Annotated in this window: 16 protein-coding genes; 7 read left to right on the top strand and 9 right to left on the bottom strand. The window is 56.9% G+C overall.

Annotated features, from left to right (window positions below):
* Positions 1 to 411: 411 nt before the first annotated feature.
* The 3 genes from MMW58_RS14015 to MMW58_RS14005 all read right to left on the bottom strand — a co-directional run bounded on the left by MMW58_RS14015 (position 412) and on the right by MMW58_RS14005 (position 3,009).
* Positions 412 to 711, bottom strand: a complete 300-nt coding sequence (locus MMW58_RS14015) for a hypothetical protein (protein WP_241723625.1) — start codon at positions 709 to 711, stop codon at positions 412 to 414.
* A gap of 24 nt (positions 712 to 735) precedes the next feature.
* On the bottom strand, positions 736 to 1,146 hold the full coding sequence (locus MMW58_RS14010; RefSeq protein ID WP_241723624.1) for a Spy/CpxP family protein refolding chaperone: 411 nt from the start codon (positions 1,144 to 1,146) through the stop codon (positions 736 to 738).
* A gap of 798 nt (positions 1,147 to 1,944) precedes the next feature.
* The gene (locus MMW58_RS14005; protein WP_133599652.1) at positions 1,945 to 3,009 is read right to left on the bottom strand and encodes a LacI family DNA-binding transcriptional regulator; all 1,065 of its coding nucleotides are present in this window, start codon (positions 3,007 to 3,009) and stop codon (positions 1,945 to 1,947) included.
* A gap of 221 nt (positions 3,010 to 3,230) precedes the next feature.
* On the opposite strand from MMW58_RS14005, the gene MMW58_RS14000 reads away from it, so the two are divergent.
* The gene (locus tag MMW58_RS14000) at positions 3,231 to 6,338 is read left to right on the top strand and encodes a beta-galactosidase (protein ID WP_241723623.1); all 3,108 of its coding nucleotides are present in this window, start codon (positions 3,231 to 3,233) and stop codon (positions 6,336 to 6,338) included.
* A gap of 243 nt (positions 6,339 to 6,581) precedes the next feature.
* Positions 6,582 to 7,847, top strand: coding sequence for an MFS transporter (locus tag MMW58_RS13995; protein ID WP_241723622.1), 1,266 nt, complete (start codon positions 6,582 to 6,584; stop codon positions 7,845 to 7,847).
* A 28-nt stretch (positions 7,848 to 7,875) separates the two neighbouring features.
* On the opposite strand, the gene MMW58_RS13990 is transcribed toward MMW58_RS13995, so the two are convergent.
* Both MMW58_RS13990 and MMW58_RS13985 read right to left on the bottom strand, forming a co-directional pair.
* The gene (locus tag MMW58_RS13990) at positions 7,876 to 8,964 is read right to left on the bottom strand and encodes an AAA family ATPase (RefSeq protein WP_241723621.1); all 1,089 of its coding nucleotides are present in this window, start codon (positions 8,962 to 8,964) and stop codon (positions 7,876 to 7,878) included.
* Positions 8,965 to 9,048: 84 nt separating this feature from the next.
* Positions 9,049 to 9,309 (bottom strand): hypothetical protein, encoded by a 261-nt coding sequence (locus tag MMW58_RS13985; protein WP_045859573.1) that lies wholly within the window; start codon positions 9,307 to 9,309, stop codon positions 9,049 to 9,051.
* Positions 9,310 to 9,590: 281 nt separating this feature from the next.
* Between MMW58_RS13985 and blaTER the strand changes: the two genes are divergently transcribed.
* Positions 9,591 to 10,445, top strand: a complete 855-nt coding sequence (blaTER, locus tag MMW58_RS13980) for a TER family class A beta-lactamase (RefSeq protein ID WP_241723620.1) — start codon at positions 9,591 to 9,593, stop codon at positions 10,443 to 10,445.
* Here the strand turns inward: blaTER and MMW58_RS13975 are convergent.
* Positions 10,432 to 10,611 carry a hypothetical protein gene (locus tag MMW58_RS13975; RefSeq protein WP_159236932.1) on the bottom strand — a complete coding sequence of 60 codons (180 nt, stop codon included), beginning with the start codon at positions 10,609 to 10,611 and terminating at the stop codon, positions 10,432 to 10,434. The two genes, blaTER and MMW58_RS13975, sit on opposite strands and share 14 nt — an antisense overlap.
* 154 nt (positions 10,612 to 10,765) lie before the next feature.
* Here MMW58_RS13975 and MMW58_RS30315 point away from each other — a divergent pair, with 154 nt between their 5' ends.
* The gene (locus MMW58_RS30315) at positions 10,766 to 10,936 is read left to right on the top strand and encodes a YnfU family zinc-binding protein (RefSeq protein ID WP_220432782.1); all 171 of its coding nucleotides are present in this window, start codon (positions 10,766 to 10,768) and stop codon (positions 10,934 to 10,936) included.
* Positions 10,937 to 11,268: 332 nt separating this feature from the next.
* Here the strand turns inward: MMW58_RS30315 and MMW58_RS13970 are convergent, their stop codons facing one another.
* On the bottom strand, positions 11,269 to 11,478 hold the full coding sequence (locus MMW58_RS13970) for a hypothetical protein (RefSeq protein ID WP_133599647.1): 210 nt from the start codon (positions 11,476 to 11,478) through the stop codon (positions 11,269 to 11,271).
* A gap of 459 nt (positions 11,479 to 11,937) precedes the next feature.
* Here MMW58_RS13970 and ydfZ point away from each other — a divergent pair, with 459 nt between their 5' ends.
* Complete coding sequence (gene ydfZ, locus MMW58_RS13965; protein WP_159236934.1) at positions 11,938 to 12,141, top strand: putative selenium delivery protein YdfZ; 204 nt, start codon at positions 11,938 to 11,940, stop codon at positions 12,139 to 12,141.
* A 633-nt stretch (positions 12,142 to 12,774) separates the two neighbouring features.
* Here ydfZ and dcp read toward each other — a convergent pair.
* Positions 12,775 to 14,862, bottom strand: a complete 2,088-nt coding sequence (gene dcp / locus MMW58_RS13960; protein ID WP_241723619.1) for a peptidyl-dipeptidase Dcp — start codon at positions 14,860 to 14,862, stop codon at positions 12,775 to 12,777.
* Between the two features lie 194 nt (positions 14,863 to 15,056).
* Between dcp and ydfG the strand changes: the two genes are divergently transcribed.
* Positions 15,057 to 15,806 (top strand): bifunctional NADP-dependent 3-hydroxy acid dehydrogenase/3-hydroxypropionate dehydrogenase YdfG, encoded by a 750-nt coding sequence (gene ydfG, locus MMW58_RS13955; RefSeq protein ID WP_045858366.1) that lies wholly within the window; start codon positions 15,057 to 15,059, stop codon positions 15,804 to 15,806.
* Positions 15,807 to 15,895: 89 nt separating this feature from the next.
* Positions 15,896 to 16,582, top strand: coding sequence for a GntR family transcriptional regulator (locus MMW58_RS13950; protein ID WP_041145734.1), 687 nt, complete (start codon positions 15,896 to 15,898; stop codon positions 16,580 to 16,582).
* A gap of 52 nt (positions 16,583 to 16,634) precedes the next feature.
* Here MMW58_RS13950 and MMW58_RS13945 read toward each other — a convergent pair whose 3' ends face one another.
* On the bottom strand, positions 16,635 to 17,066 hold the full coding sequence (locus MMW58_RS13945) for a universal stress protein (protein WP_241723618.1): 432 nt from the start codon (positions 17,064 to 17,066) through the stop codon (positions 16,635 to 16,637).
* Positions 17,067 to 17,264 lie beyond the last annotated feature (198 nt).

The following is a 17,264-nucleotide window of genomic DNA, read 5'->3' as shown; positions in this document are numbered from 1 at the left end:
ATATAAAACATAAATGGGATAACTGTCACATTTTTAGTGTAGGGTACTGAAAATCGCATTGACCGCCAGGACAGTTATAAAGTGAAAACCTCGCTCGCATTCCCGCTGCTCACCCTTTTTGTCGGGCTTCTTATCAGCGCTTTATTTAACTCATCGTCAACCCATCGCGGGCGCAGTAAATGTCAGTGGTCCGATAGCGTGATGCTGACCTGCCTGAGCAAACAGCATGGCGCGGTCGGGCGCATCAATCCCCTGGTTAATAGAGTAAACAGATAGGGTTAACAACGAAGAGCGTGGGTTCGGTGAATTTTAGCCTGTCGCTAACGGCCCGACGAGCGACGGCCTGAAGCCACCCTCTGCTGTCGGCACCAGAGGACGTTTTTTCGCACGGGCGACGGCCCGGACCGTTAACTACACGGATTTATCGACGCGGATATTGCTCCCGGACGTCAAAACGCGAACCTTATCGCCCTGACTAAAGGTCAGGCTGCCGTCAACCTGCTGAACGGCCTGCTGCTGGCTTTGCCGATGACGAAAGACCCCGACTCCGGCCACCGCGCCCGCGGCGGTCATGGCGGTTTGTCCTTTACCGTTACCAAACTGATGGCCCACTACGCCCCCTGGCGCCCCGGCAGCGACGGTACGCAGAGGGTGGGAGCGCGTTTGGCTGCTGATAATCTGGCCCTGCTGCACCACGCCATACTCCACCACCGTTTTGCTGCCGGCGGCAGCAGATTAATTAAGCGCTTCGCTGAGATCTTTTTTAACCTGGGCGCGCTGGTCCGCCGTCAGAACCTGATTGACGCCAAAATAGTATTTTACGCGGTAGTAGCGAACCTGCCGATCGAGCTGACTAAAGGCCGCCAGCTGCTGCTTCACTTTTGCATCGTCCCATTTCCCGGACTGAATGGTCTCCACCAGCGCGCCCTCTTTGAAACCGTCAATTTTGATATTATTCACGTTGGTTTCAAATTCCTGATGCAGCGCCTTTATTTTAGTCACCTGCTCATTGCTTAATTTAAGATGCTGAACCACCGGGTCCTGAGATATCGGCGGAACGTCGCTCGCGCTGGCAGCCTGAGCGGCGGCGGAGAAACCGGTGGTAATGGCAACGGCAATCAGGGTAGTACGCACAAATTTATTCACGAAAGATTATCCTTAATGTTGTAAAAGAACCTGAATTATCATCGAAATAATAAACTCCATCTGTAACAAAGGGTTAAATTTAAATCTGGACAATTAATTATTTGATTATATTGATTTCACCACATCTATTGATAGTAATTATGAATTCCGCAACCGCGCGCCTGAGGCCTGGCGGCGCCGTTCTCTTATTGCGCCCGTTACGGGTGCAGATATTATGCAATTATCGCCGAAGCGGTATTTAGAGCCTGTTCCACCAGGCGTAATTGGCGAAGCCAGTTTGGGTTCAAAATGGCAAGTAAAATATCCCTAATGGGATAGGCTCTTAGCCCTGCGAGGAGGGCAGAATATAAGATTCGACAACTCAGCCCCGGCTATATTGTCGCCCACCGGCAGCATCCGCGAGGATAGCCGCAGAGGGAAGCGCGCCAGGCTTCCCGGCTGCACGTGGCCTCGTGGCCTCGTGGCCTCGTGGCCTCGTGGCCTCACAGCATTTTATGCTGGGTTGAAAACTCTCGCCCGGGAAGGTCGGCGCACCGCCTGCTGCAAAAACAGAGCGTTTATTCCGGTAATCGGCTAATAAGCAAGCAAATGGTAGAGTTAAATAAAATACGCCCGGGCGGCGTGGACACCGCGTGGGCAAAGTGTGGACGAAAAAAAACCGCCAGTGAAATGGCGGTAAATAAATGCTTGCATGGATAGATTGTGTTTTGCATTGTACGCAAAAAAAGAGTCCATCTTTCTTTACGCCTGTCGCGCACCTTAGCACCCTCTACTTCAATGAAGCTTAAACCAACCGGCTTAAAGCTTTTCCACCAGCGTTTTGAGCTGAGCGATCAGCGGATCGCGGGCCGGCTCGGCGCCGTAAGCCCAGGTAGACTGGCGCACAATCAGCGTGGTGGGCAGAAGTTCGCGAATCCGCATCTGCGGCGTCGCCATCTGCTGAGCCAGCAGCTCCACGGCCCTTTTCCCCAGCAGATCGAAATTCTGCGCGACGGTGGTCAGCGGCGGCTGGAAGTAGAGGCTATCGGCGGTATCGTCGTAGCCGGTTACCGAGATGGCGCTGCTGCCGGTGCGGTTAAGCTGCGCCAGCGCGCTGAGCACCCCCAGCGCCATCTGATCGTTGGCCACCACGATAGCGCTGATCCGCGGCTGAAGGTGCAGCAGTTCAAAGGTCTTTTGCCAGCCGCTGGCCGCGCTCCAGTCGCCGAAGACCGTCACCTCCCGGCTGATGCCCAGACGATGCAGCGCCTCGCGCCAGCTGCCGAGGCGCATGCGCGCAGAAATAGAGCTCTCCGGCCCCGCCAGCAGGCCAAACTCCCGGTGCCCGGATTCCCACAGATGACGCACGCAGGCGCCGCAGCCGTCGCGGTGATCGAAGCGCACGCAGGAAACCTCGGTTTCGGGAGCGACGTCGAGAAACAGGCAGGAGATATCGGGGTTCTCGGCGGCCAGACGCTCGGCGGTGCTGCTCTCCAGCGGCAGGCTGACGATGGCCCCGCGGATATGCTGGGCGCGAAACTCGTCCAGCCGCGCCTGCAGCGAGGCATAGTCGGTCTGTTCCGGCATGGCTATCGACACCTCCAGCCGGTGCATTCCGGCATGCAGCTTCACCGCCGCGGCAATTTGCGATGGCGCATGCAGCGTCAACGAGGCGGTGATCAGCCCTATGGACGGCGCCGCCTTCCCCGCCAGCAGCTGAGCGGAGCGGTTAGGCACATAGTGCAGCGCCTGCATCGCGCGAATCACCTTATCGCGGGTGCGGTCAGAGACCACGTCCGGGTTATTCAGCACCCGGGAAACGGTCTGCTGAGACACCCCGGCCTCTTTCGCCACATCATCTAAGGTTGCCGAACGCCTCTGCATAGTCCTCTCCTGGTCGCCAAAATTCAGTAGGTATTGATTAAATGTATTGCGCTAACATTTTATGTCTAATTTACGACAAAAATCAGCCCTAATTCCGCCATTTCGTGATCGTTAATGGGTTTCATTTCCAACGATATTGCGGCACAAGGAAAAATATCTGATAACACATTCATTCTTGTCTAGCGAATGACATTTCCTTCACTTATCCGTCAGGTATGCGTATGCAACAACACGACTCAACCGCCGCCCGCTCTCCGCTGTTCCACGAAGTGCTGGCCCGTGAAGATTGGCAAAACCAGACCATTACTCACCTTAACCGCCTGGCGGCCCACCCGACCTTTGCCAGCTGGCGAAATATCGCCGACGCGCGCGACAATCTGCCCGGCGATCGCCGTCGTCTGCTGGACGGACGGTGGCAGTTTTCCTACGCCCGCAGCCCGTTTGCCGTTGACGCCAGCTGGATCGACGCCGATCTGCCGGACAGCCGCAGCACCCCGGTTCCCTCAAACTGGCAAATGGAAGGCTACGACGCGCCGATTTATACCAACGTCCGCTATCCTATCGACACCACGCCACCGCGCGTGCCGGAAGACAACCCGACGGGCTGCTACTCGCTGACCTTTACCGTTGATCCGCAGTGGCTGGCGGAGGGCCAGACCCAGGCGATCTTCGACGGCGTCAACTCGGCCTTCCACCTGTGGTGCAACGGCGAGTGGGTCGGCTACTCTCAGGACAGCCGCCTTCCCGCCGCATTTGACCTCTCGCCGTACCTGCAGCCGGGCGATAACCGCCTGTGCGTGATGGTGATGCGCTGGAGCGCCGGCAGCTGGCTGGAAGATCAGGATATGTGGCGCATGAGCGGTATTTTCCGTTCGGTGTGGCTGCTCAATAAGCCCCATCAGCACCTCAGCGACGTGCAAATCACCCCCAGGCTGGACGCGCTCTGCCGCGACGGCGAGCTGGCGGTCGATCTGACCATTGCCGCGCCTGCCGGGGAGCTCGACGCGCTGACCGCCGAGGTTAGCCTGTGGCAAGGGGATAAACAGGTTGCCAGCATCCGCCAGCGTCCCGGCTCGCCGGCCATCGACGAGCGCGGTAACTATGCCGAACGGGCCAGCCTGACCCTGGCGGTCGAGCGCCCGGCGCTGTGGAGCGCCGAAACGCCGCACTGCTACCGCGCGGTGGTCTCGCTGTGGCACGGCGATCGGCTGATTGAGGCGGAAGCCTGGGACATCGGTTTCCGCCGGGTCGAAATAAGTAACGGGCTTTTGCTGCTTAACGGCAAACCGCTGCTGATCCGCGGCGTTAACCGCCATGAGCACCATCACCAGCGCGGCCAGGTGGTGACCGAAGAGGATATGCTGCAGGATATCCTGCTGATGAAGCAGAACAACTTTAACGCCGTGCGCTGCTCGCACTATCCGAACGTCTCCCGCTGGTACGAGCTCTGCAACCGCTACGGACTGTACGTGGTCGATGAGGCCAATATCGAAACCCACGGCATGGTGCCGATGAACCGCCTTTCCGACGACCCGTCGTGGCTGCCGGCGTTTAGCGCCCGCGTGACGCGCATGGTGCAAAGCAACCGCAACCATCCGTCGATTATTATCTGGTCTCTGGGCAATGAATCCGGCGGCGGCGACAACCATCAAGCCCTCTATCACTGGCTCAAGCGCAACGATCCTTCGCGGCCGGTGCAGTACGAGGGTGGCAGAGCGGATAGCAGCGCCACCGATATTATCTGCCCGATGTACGCCCGCGTTGAGCGCGACCAGCTCATTCCGGCGGTGCCGAAATGGGGCATCAAAAAGTGGATCAGCATGCCGGGCGAGCAGCGCCCGCTGATCCTCTGTGAATACGCGCACGCCATGGGCAACAGCCTGGGCAACTTCGCCGACTACTGGCAGGCGTTCCGCGAATATCCACGCCTGCAGGGCGGTTTCATCTGGGACTGGGCGGATCAGGCTATTAGCAAAACCTTCGAAGACGGCAGCACCGGCTGGGCCTACGGCGGTGATTTTGGCGATAAACCCAACGACCGTCAGTTCTGCATGAACGGGCTGGTTTTCCCCGACCGCCGCCCGCACCCGTCGCTCATCGAGGCCAAACACGCCCAGCAGTTCTTCCAGTTCGCGCTGCTGGCGCAGTCGCCGCTGCGGGTCAGCGTCAATAGTGAATACCTGTTCCGCGCGACCAATAATGAAGAACTGCGCTGGCAGGTGCAGTCAGCGGGCGAAACCGTCGCCAGCGGCAGCACTTCCCTCGATCTCATCCCGCAGGGCGAGGCGGAGCTGACGCTGTGCGATACCCTGACCCTGCCTGCGGGAGCAAAAGAGGTCTGGCTGCTGCTGGAGGTGGTTCAGCCGCAGGCTACCGCCTGGTCGCCGGCCGAACACCGCGTCGCCTGGCAGCAGTTTGCCCTCGCCGCCCCGCTGGCGCTCGCCAAACCGGCGCCTGCCGGCAGCGCGCCGACGCTGGAGATCGATGAGTCGATCTACGTCGTTAGCCTGGGATCGCAGCAGTGGACCGTCGATCGGCAAAGCGGGCTGCTCAGCCAGTGGCGCGCGGACGGCGTGGAGCAGCTGCTGAACCCGCTGCGCGACCAGTTTGTTCGCGCCCCGCTGGATAACGATATCGGCGTCAGCGAAGTCGAACGCATTGACCCTAACGCCTGGGTTGAGCGCTGGAAAAGCGCCGGGCTGTACGACCTTGAAGCGCGCTGCGTTCGCTGCGAAGCCCAGCGTCTGGCCCATGAGGTGGTCATCGACAGCCGCTGGCACTACCTGCGCGGCGATGAAGTGGTCATCGTCAGCAGCTGGCGTATGACCTTTGATAGCGAAGGCCGCTTACACCTGGCGGTGGACGGCGAGCGCGCCGGTACTCTGCCGCCGCTGCCGCGAGTCGGCCTCAACTTCCAGGTCGCCGATCAGCAGCAGCCGGTCTCGTGGCTCGGCTACGGCCCGCATGAAAACTACCCGGATCGCCGCAGCAGCGCGGAGTTCTCCCGCTGGCAGCTGCCCCTTGCGGAGATGAGCACGCCGTACATCTTCCCCACCGAGAACGGCCTGCGCTGCGATAGCAAAGCGCTGGACTGGGGACGCTGGCACGTCGCGGGCAACTTCCACTTCTCGGTGCAGCCCTACGGTACCGCGCAGCTGATGGCGACCGACCACTGGCACCGGATGCGCCCGGAGAACGGCGTCTGGATCACCCTCGACGGCCGGCATATGGGCGTCGGCGGCGATGACTCCTGGACCCCGAGCGTTCTGCCGCAGTGGCTGCTGCAGGAGACGCAGTGGCAGTATCAGATAAGCATTCATTTCCAGTAATAAACCCGGAATAATCGGGCTACGCCGCGGGTGATTCAGTAAGCGAATCGCCCGCCGGCCGCCTGGTTCATAACGGTATAAACCCGGAATAATTCGAGTTGCAGGCAGGGATCCCGACGGCTTACCGACGTCAGCGGTGGGGATGAGCGAGGAAAAGCAGCGCACATGCAACCTGAAGTATGAGCGGTATAAACGGGGCGTCACGCCCCAACCCTACAGGCATAATAAAAATGGAATCTCTTTATGAAATTCTCTGAACTCGCGCCGCGAGAACGGCATAACTTTATCTATTTCATGCTGTTCTTTTTCTTCTATTACTTCATTATGTCGGCCTATTTCCCCTTTTTCCCGGTGTGGCTGGCGGACGTTAACCATTTAACCAAAACGGAAACCGGGATCGTCTTCTCCTCAATTTCGCTGTTCGCCATTATCTGCCAACCGATATTTGGCCTGATCTCTGACAAGCTCGGACTGCGCAAGCATCTGCTGTGGACAATCGTGGTGTTATTAATTCTGTTCGCCCCGTTCTTTATATTCGTCTTTTCGCCGCTGCTGCAGATGAATATTTTCGTCGGCGCGCTGGTGGGCGGCGTCTATCTGGGGATCGTCTTTTCCAGCGGCTCCGGTGCGGTCGAGGCCTATATCGAACGCGTCAGCCGCGCCAACCGGTTTGAATACGGCAAGGTGCGCGTAGCCGGCTGCATCGGCTGGGCGATCTGCGCGTCGATTACCGGGATCCTGTTTGGCATCGACCCGAATATTACCTTCTGGATTGCCTCAGGCTTCGCGCTGGCACTCGGCGTGCTGCTGTGGTTTTCTCGTCCGGAAAGCAGCAACAGCGCCCAGGTGATGGACGCGCTGGGCGCCAACCGCCAGGCCTTCTCGCTGCGCGTTGCCGCCGAGCTGCTGCGCATGCCGCGGTTCTGGGGATTTATTATCTACGTGGTCGGCGTTGCCAGCGTTTATGACGTCTTCGACCAGCAGTTTGCTAACTTCTTTAAAGGCTTCTTCTCCAGCCCGCAGCGCGGAACCGAAGTCTTTGGTTTTGTCACCACCGGCGGCGAGCTGCTGAATGCGCTGGTTATGTTCTGCGCTCCGGCGATTGTTAACCGCATCGGGGCGAAAAATGCGCTGCTGACCGCGGGGATAATTATGTCGGTGCGCATTCTCGGCTCCTCATTCGCCACCAGCGCGGTCGAAGTGGTGATATTAAAAATGCTGCATATGTTTGAAGTTCCGTTCCTGCTGGTCGGCACCTTCAAATATATCTCTTCCGCCTTTAACCCGAAGCTCTCCGCCACCCTGTTCCTGATCGGCTTTAACTTATCAAAACAGCTCTCCGGCGTGGTGCTGTCGGCGTGGGTGGGACGCATGTACGACACCGTAGGATTCCATCAGGCCTATCTGATCCTCGGATCGATTACGCTGTGCTTTACGCTTATTTCGCTGTTTACCCTCAAAGGCAGCAAAACCCTGCTGCCGGCCCCGGGATATAACAACGCCGTCTGAGGCATAACGCCCGCCGCACGGCGGGCTTTCAGCGCCTGATCCGGGTCTCGCCGCCGCTGTTTTCCAGTTCGTAAATTTGGCTTTCCGCCAGCGACGAGATGAGCTCGGTCAGCTCCGCCGAGTGGCTGGTCAGCCAGATTTGGCTATAGCGCGATGCTTCAACGATCAGCCGCGCCAGCGCCGGTAACATCTGCCGGTGCAGGCTGTTTTCCGGCTCGTTAATCGCCAGAAATGCCGGCGGCCTTGGGCTCAGCAGCGCCACCGCCAGGCACAGAAAGCGCAGGGTGCCGTCAGACATTTCCGCCGCCAGCAGCGGCCGGTAAATGCCGTCGCGGCGCATCTTTATCGAAAAGCGCGAATTTTCATTTTCACAGAAGAAACGGCACTCCGGAAAGGCGCTCTCGAGGATTTCGTGCAGCAGCTCCACGGCGCCAATTTCGACAATGGTCTGAAACGCGGCGGCCAGGTTGTGCCCGTCGCTATCCAGCACCGGCGAGCGATAGCCCACCGCCGGATGGCGCAGCGCGGAGTGGCGGCCAATATTGAATTCGTGATAAAAGCGCCACTGGCGCATGGTCTCCCGGACCCGGGATATTTCCGGGAAGCGGTGCGGTTCACCAAGCTGGCCGAAGATCGATTCATTCTCGTAGATAGCTTCGGTAAAGGTGTTTTTCTCGCCGTTCACGTCAATCAGAAACGCCGCCTGATTTTTACGCTGCAGCACTCTGGCCGAGGGGCGACGGGAGAAGCCGGCCAGCCAGATAGACTCCTCTTTCACAATCGGATCGAGCATGAACTGGGTGGGATACGGCAGCTTTTCCGGAAATCCGACCTGCAGCTCATAGTCGAACTGTTCCGTCAGGCAGGCGATCTGCAGCCGCTTCGGGTAGCGGGCCGTTGGCGCGCTCTTTCCCGACCACATGATATTTTCGAGGCCGCCTTCATCGCTGATATAGCTGGAAAATTTGCCGTCAGCTGAGGCGGTGAGCAGATGGATGGCCTTGTAGATATTGGACTTGCCGCAGCCGTTCGGCCCGAAGACGATATTCAGCGCCCCCAGATCCAGTTCGATATCCCTTACCGATCTGAAATTTTGTATGCGCAGATGGTGGATCATGGAGCTCCCTAAGATCGCGAAATCATTTGCTGCCGCCGGGAAAACGCCGCCTGAGCGGACGACGATCGGCCGTCCGGCGCAGGCTCAGCACAGCGATTTCTTCATACCCCGGGTCAGCGCAACTCGGGTTAGTTTATCCGTGTCGTCATGAGTATCGCTAAACACGCCAAAAAAGTAACGCTCATTATCGATAGTCTGCGACACGATCCGATAGCTCAGCGGCTGCCCGGATTTCGCGCCATATTGCGCGGCGGTGACGGAAAGTTCCGTCGCGGTATCGGCGACGCTGACCAGTAGGCCATCCGCCTTGCCCCCCACCAGCATGACCTTAATTAGCGGGTCCACCATGTTCCTCCCGGATTGGGGTCAATGATTAACGTTCGATAGCCGACCGCTGGTAGCAATAACGCTACCTTCAGTACATTCTTATAGTTCATACCGGCCTTAAATAAAAAAACTCTTTCTTATACTGAGCTAAGTATTGATTATTGCGACTAAAAGCTGACGAATGATGAAGGAAAAAAGAGAAATTGTGAATCTTCACAACTCTTATTTCGCATTATTTTCAGGTGCGGGCTGCGCCCATAGCAGCGTGAAGAAATAAAAACTAAGGAACAGTCACCAAAATGCGCCACTCTCTTTTTGCCCCGCTCCTCCTGCTCGCCCTATTCGCCCTGCCCGCCCGGGCTCATGACGCGACGGTAAACCAGGTCAAAGCCGCTGAGCGCCAGCTCAAGGCCAGAGTAGGTTACGCGGAGCTGGATTTAGCCAGCGGCCGGCTGCTGGCAAGCTATCGCCCCGGCGAGCGTTTCCCGATGATGAGCACCTTTAAAGTGCCGCTCTGTGCGGCGGTACTGGCGCGCGTGGATGCCGGAGAGGAGAAGCTCGACCGCCGCGTCCGCTATCGCCAGCAGGATCTGGTTGACTACTCCCCGGTGACCGAAAAGCATCTCGCCGACGGCATGACGGTAGCCGGGCTATGCGCTGCGGCAATCACTCTTAGCGATAACACCGCCGCTAACCTGCTGCTGGCGAGCGTCGGCGGCCCGCAGGGGTTGACCGCCTTCCTGCGCCGCAGCGGAGACCAGACTTCGCGCCTCGACCGCTGGGAGACCGAGCTTAACGAGGCCCTGCCCGGCGACGCGCGTGATACCACCACTCCGCAGGCGATGGCAAAAACCTTGCGCAATCTGCTCACCGGGAGCGTGCTCTCCGCCGCATCGCGACAGCAGTTGCGCAGCTGGATGGTTGACGATAAGGTCGCCGGCCCGCTGCTGCGCTCGACGCTGCCGCACGGCTGGTTTATCGCTGACAAAACCGGCGCGGGCAACCGCGGGTCGCGCGGTATTATCGCCGCCCTCGGCCCGGACGGGCAGCCCGCACGCATCGTTATTATTTATTTAACCGGCGCCGAGGCCTCGATGGAAGAGCGGAACCGGCAGATTGCCGGGATCGGCGAGACGCTGGTTAAGCACTGGTAAGGCAGGCGCTGTCGCTGGCGAGGCGGCAGCGGCCAACGGACGCCCGTCGCGCCTGGCGAGCATAACGGGCATATGACTGCTGCCCGCGCCACGACGTGGACGGCGTCTGCTCAACAGTCAGCAGGTTTAAGCCGAGTCCGCCAATCTGGAAAGTTATGTAAATCATTATTTTTTATTACATTACATCTATAGGGAGTCAGTTCTTCGCTGCCGTACTGCACATTTAAGTTTTCAGTAACCGCAAAAAATAGGTGGTTATAAAGCAAGCTATTTTCTCTCCAATGGTATATGGTTAGTAACCGCTCACCAGGACAAATATCATGTCTATTCTCAAAGATAAGGTACATACATTGCGACCGTTAAAAAGTACCTGCCCGCACTGCTCTCGCCAGTCAATGCATAGCCTGTCGAGAATTAAAAACGATATAACATTAATCTGCCCCTACTGCGGCAATATTTTCCTTCCTTCTGAAAGTAAACCAATCAAATAACTGATTGATGACCCGCCAGCTGAAGTTTGAGTCCGCCCTCAGGCTTCAGTAAATAGAAAGCTCAAGCGCAATACCTTATTTTGGATCAGGATCGGCTCATTCAGGCGGCCCCTTCAACTGATCAGCCATATCACCGATATCGCCGGACGCCCGGCGGCGGCCCCCTTCGGGCGATCGACATGCCCGTCCTCTTCAGCGGATGCGAATGCCAACGTCAACGCTCCACACAATAGCCCTGAAGAAACATCTTTTTCCAACCACAGAATGAATATCGTTCTGTCGGCACAAATAAAAAAGCTGCCGCAGGGCAGCCTTAAACTAATAAGAGTCGATTAATATCGCTTCATTGTATTGATCGGTGTTCTTTCCGACCAGTCAGGCCGCTCACCAGCCATAATCGCGCGCTGTTGCGATGGCGTCACCGACTGGGTTATTTCAGGCATTGGCTTGTAAACGGGCTTTGTCGCTGGAGCAATCGCAATATCAGAACTACAACCAGATAGCAGGAAAATAGCCAGTGCAGATATATTAAACTTAATCATTTTCAACCCTTCCATTGGGATAAAATATTACAGAAATGCTGTGGTGCCGGGTGCCTCCCGGTGAGCCTTTGCCTGACCGACTATGACCCGCGTTATCATCAGCTGGCAATACCTTCTGCGACATTACCTGGTCAGTACGCCCCTCCGCATAGGGGGATTCACCACATAGTAAAATTATCCAGTAGATAATAATTTCGTCAATCTATTTCACGGGATTGCCGCATAAGAAACGCGCCGTAGCGGATTGAAATGATAGCGATTTTTAGCCGTCATACGCTGGGCGCACGGGTCACCGGCAGGTCAATCCACTCGCCGGGAAACGGAGAAAAAAAGTGTGACATTGATCAAAAACAAAAAATCATTATGTCAAAGGTGTATTTGTATTACATCCGCTTGTGAACTACGGACCTGATTGTTAAGCGGATTTTTTATACCCAGACATTAAGAGGAGAAATAACCATGATCACTTATGATCGTAATCGTAACCCTATCACCAATGGCAGCCGGGTTATGATTAATGGGACTCGTAGAACAGGTAAGATCGTTGCCATACATTCTAATGGGTTAACTCCAGCCCAGTTGCGCCGCGGTAAAACCGTCGAAGTGGAAGGCTGTGAAGGCCAGTTTGAGCCCGTTGAACTGATTCGCCTCGGTCTCCACTAACGATAAGAATGCCGCTGAGGCGGCATTCATGAATCAAACAGATTTAATTAATGTCTCTGCCCATCATCGTATTCTTCACACAGGTAAGGCTTAGGCTAACCGACGCGCATTCCCCCCTCATTCCCGTATTCAAATGAACTCATTGTCGCCCTGTAGCGCCACTCTGAATATGGCAAGTATTTTGCAAAATAACCCCTTACTAAGATGCAAATAGCAGGAGGTGATGATGTTTCGGAAAATTTCCCCGAGCGAACAAGGGCTAATGACGTTGCTGAAACTGGGGCGACTATGTTGGTGCGACCCGCTTGGCCCCCCGCCGCCTGCATATGCAAACAACAGCAGCTACTTTCGGTACGTGGGACTACATCCGAATCGAATAGATATCGATGAGCAGACGCTGCTCCGCTGGGCGGAAAACGCAGAGTTATACGAATATATGAAAGAAAAACTCAACGCCCCGCCCACAGAGAAATGGGGCTAGAACAATCCTGTTTTTCGCCCTCCCGATAAGATTGCTCCGTACGTCATTTAGACAATCCCCACAGAGAATGGCTGTGGGGTTTGGAGCGATGAATTGACTTACTGCGTTCCCTTGACGATCTGCGAACGGGTCGGGGTGCGCATCATTGCACCTTAACAGTGCAATGATGGACGGTTGAAGGATTCCCGGTGGCCCTGGGCACTCAGCCCGCGATTTTCCAGCATCGGTTCAATCTTAGGAGCGTGCCCGCGCCACTGGCGATAAAGTTCAGCTAAATCCGTGCTGTTGCCGCGGGACAGAATCGCCTCGCGGAAGCGCTGGCCGTTTTCGCGGGTCAGGCCGCCCTGCTCAACAAACCACTGATAGCCATCGTCCGCCAGCATCTGCGTCCACAGATAGGCGTAATAGCCCGCGGCATAGCCGCCGCCGAAAATATGCGAAAAATAGCTGCTGCGATAGCGCGGCGGTACGGCGGCAAGATCGCACTTCTCCGCGCCCAGGGCCGCGGCTTCAAAGGCGTCCACGTCCTGCGGGACCTTCGCCGACGCCAGGCTATGCCAGTGCATATCCAGCATCGCCGCCGCCAGCAGCTCGCTCATGTCGTAGCCTTTATTAAACTTCGCTGCCCGGTACATGCTCTCGCGCAGCGCGTCGGGCATCGCCTCCCCGGTTTGATAATGACGCGCGTAGCGGGCAAATACCTGCGGCTCGCTGGCCCAGTGCTCAAAGATTTGCGACGGAAACTCGACAAAATCGCGCGGGGTATTGGTTCCCGACAGGCTGGCATAGCGCTGGCTGGCAAACAGCCCGTGCAGCGCGTGGCCGAATTCGTGGAATAAGGTGATGGTTTCATCCCACGACAGCAGCGCGCTGCGGCCCGAACCGGGCTTTTGATAGTTACAGACGTTGTAGATAACCGGCTGCTGCCGCAGCTCCGCGGACTGCTCAACGAACACGTCCATCCACGCGCCGCCGCTTTTTGAATCTCGCGCGTAATAGTCGCCGTAAAATAGCGCCATTCCGGCGCCGTTAGCGTCGAAAATTTCCCACACCCGCACGTCCGGATGATAGACAGGAATGTCGAAGCGTTCGACGAAGCGCAGGCCAAACAGCTGCGATGCGGTCCAGAATACGCCGTCCAGCAGCACGCGATCGAGCGCAAAATAGGGTTTTAGCTGCGCCTCATCGATAGCGAACCTGGCGCGCCGCACCTGCTCCGCATAGTACGGCCAGTCCCAGGCGGCGGCGGTGAAATCCTCGCCTTCATCATCAATAACCTGCTGAATATCCGCCAGCTCCTGCTCCGCCCTTGCTCGTGCGGCCGGAGCAATTCGGCGCATAAACTCAAAGGCCTGGGCAGGCGTGCCCGCCATCTGATCGGCCATTGACCAGCTGGCGTAATCAGCCGCGCCCAGCAGCTCCGCTTTCTGCGCCCGGATCGCCACCAGCTGCAGCAGCAGTTCGCGGGTATCGTTATCATCGCCCTTCTGATTGCGCGTCCAGCCTGCGGCAAACAGGTTTTCCCGGGTCTGACGACTGCGCAGCGACAGCAGCGCCGGCTGCTGGGTGGTGTTGAGCAGCGGCAGCAGCCAGCGGTCCTGGAGACCCTTTTCAGCCGCCGCCTGTGCGGCCTCGGCGATCTCCTCCGCGCTCAGCCCGTCCAGCTGGTGCAGATAATCCAGCACCAGGCCGCCGGCTTTTGCCGCGCTCAGCAGCCGCTGCTGGAACTGGCTCTGCAGCGCCGCGGCCTGAGTATTCAGCGCCCGCAGCACCGATTTCTGCTCTTCGGCCAGCCGCGCGCCGGCCAGCAGAAACCGCTGCCAGGTGACCTCAAGCAGGCGCCGGGACTCCGCATCGATCTGCAGATGCTCACGATCCTCCCATACGCGCTGCACGCGCTCAAACAGCGCCGTGTTAAGCCAGATATCGTTGCCCGCCTGCGCCAGCTCGGCGGAAAACTGCTCATCAAGCTGCTGCAGTAGCGGATTGGTATGCGCCCCGGCCATCGCAAAAAAGACCCGGGTTACGCGTGACAGCAGCTGTCCGCTCAGCTCCAGCGCCACCACCGTATTGGCAAAATCCGCGGGCGCCGGATTATTCACTATCGCGGCAATCTCTTCGCGCTGGCGCCGCATGCCTTCATCGAAGGCCGGACGGTAGTGTTCATCCTCGATCAGATCGAAACGCGGCGCCTGATAGGGCAGCAGGCTGACGCTTAAAAAGGGGTTATTTTCCAACATTATTATCTCCAGGCTGCGGGCATCAGGTTAGATTAGGCAACTCGTTGATTGACCGCAATCAATTCCAGAAGTGTCGCCTGGCTGTGCCCTATTTTTCATCGCCTGTAACCGCACCAGGCGCAGTGATTTCCGTTACCGGTCCGCGTTAACGCATGCTATGGTATAACGACACAAAAGCGTTGAGGAACAGTAAGATGATTATCCTGGTTACCGGAGCAACTGCAGGTTTTGGTGAGAGTATGACCCGCCGCTTTGTCGAGAATGGGCATAAAGTGATCGCCACCGGACGTCGTGAAGAACGTCTGCAAACGCTGAAAGACGAGCTTGGTGACGGCATTTATACGGCCCAGCTCGACGTCCGTAATCGCGCGGCCATCGAAGAGATGATGGCCGGCCTGCCTGCGCAATGGCAGGCCATCGACGTGCTGGTCAATAACGCCGGTCTGGCGCTGGGGCTGGAGCCTGCGCACAAGGCCAGCGTTGAAGACTGGGAAGACATGATCGATACCAACAACAAGGGGCTGGTCTATATGACCCGCGCCGTGCTGCCGGGGATGGTTGAGCGCAACCGCGGCCATATTATCAATATCGGCTCAACCGCCGGAAACTGGCCCTACGCGGGCGGTAACGTCTACGGGGCGACCAAAGCCTTCGTGCGTCAGTTTAGCCTCAACCTGCGTACCGACCTGCACGGCACGGCGATTCGCGTCACCGACATCGAGCCAGGGCTGGTGGGCGGCACCGAGTTTTCCAACGTCCGCTTTAAAGGCGACGACGCGAAAGCCGGCAAAGCCTACGAAAATACCCAGGCGCTGACGCCAGACGACGTCACGGAAGCCGTATGGTGGGTCGCCAACCTGCCGAAACACGTCAATATTAATACCCTGGAAATGATGCCGGTTAGCCAAAGCTTCGCCGGCCTCAGCGTGCACCGCCAGGGCTAATCCCCTTGCCCGGCCTGCGGGCCGGGTATGGGCGCAAAGGCAAAAAACGCGTAAAATAGCGCACATAATCCATTAAAAAGTAACCATCAATGGCCGCAGAATCACAGCTCAATCCAACACAGCCGGTAAATCAGCAGATTTATCGGATCCTCCGCCGGGATATCGTCCATTGTCTGATCCCACCCGGCACGCCGCTGTCTGAAAAGGAAGTCTCCGTGCGCTTTGACGTTTCCCGTCAGCCGGTGCGCGAGGCGTTTATTAAGCTGGCGGAAAATGGCCTGATCCAAATCCGTCCGCAGCGCGGCAGCTACGTCAATAAAATATCCCTTTCGCAGGTCCGCAACGGCTGCTTCGTGCGCCAGGCCATCGAGTGCGCGGTGGTTCGTCGGGCGGCGGGGATGGTCAACAGCGAGCAAATTTATCAGCTTGAGCAAAATCTTAATCAGCAGCGCACGGCGGTTGAACGCCAGCAGCTCAATGATTTCTTCCAGCTTGACGATGAGTTTCATCAGAAGCTGTCGCTCATTGCCGACTGCCAGCTTGCCTGGGACACCGTGGAGAATATTAAGGCGACGATTGACCGGGTGCGCTATATGAGTCTCGATCACATCAGCTCGCCGGAAATGCTGCTGCGTCAGCATCACCAAATTTTCAAGGCGCTGGAAAATCGCGATGCCGATGCGGTAGACGCGGCGATGCATCTGCACCTGCACGAAATAAGCGAGTCGGTACTATTAATTCGCCAGGAAAACCGCGACTGGTTTAGCGAGGAGTAGTTGCGCTAGCGGCAGGCGCACTCTCCTGCCGCGAAAGATGCAGACCGGGCCGTTATCGAACCACCAGCACCGGTATTTTAGCGTAGCGTAAAATAGACTCGGCGTTAGAGCCCAGCAGATGGTTGGAAATACCCGGTTTGCGCGAGCCGACAACAATCACGTCATACTCATCGCTATTGCTGATAGCTAATATTTCATCACGCACGTTGCCAAACACGACCCGGGTATGAAGACGCTCTGGCGGAATTGAAAACAGACGCGAGAGGGACTTCATTTTTTTCTCCGATTCCTCTTTCATAAAAGCTTCGAATTTATGAATATCGGCTGCAAAACCGCGCAGAATAGAACGACCGCTGTTTGGCAGGACGTTTAATAACGTAATTTCGCCGTTTTCCGCTGAGGCTAAAAATTCAGCGTGACGTACCGCCTTATCGCTTAAATCCATTTCAAAAACATCTACAGGCAATAAAATTTTTTTGTACATAGCCCGCTCTCCTTTTTCCCGAGGAAGTGCATTTCAGAGGCCTCACTATGCCATAAACATTCTAAATGGAGAACAAACAATCGGCCTAATAAATACATAAGCCATTAAAACAAACACCGCATATATTTATTTATCTGTGGATAGCTATAGTTATGTATATTCAATGGTCTCGATCATATTTATTGCAGAAAAAGTGAA

Origin of the sequence: Klebsiella sp. HC6 (assembly GCF_022605325.1) — a bacterium.
Lineage (GTDB): Bacteria > Pseudomonadota > Gammaproteobacteria > Enterobacterales > Enterobacteriaceae > Klebsiella > Klebsiella terrigena.
Note: the sequence above shows the minus strand (reverse complement) of the source record. Positions and strands in the feature narration are given on the sequence as shown.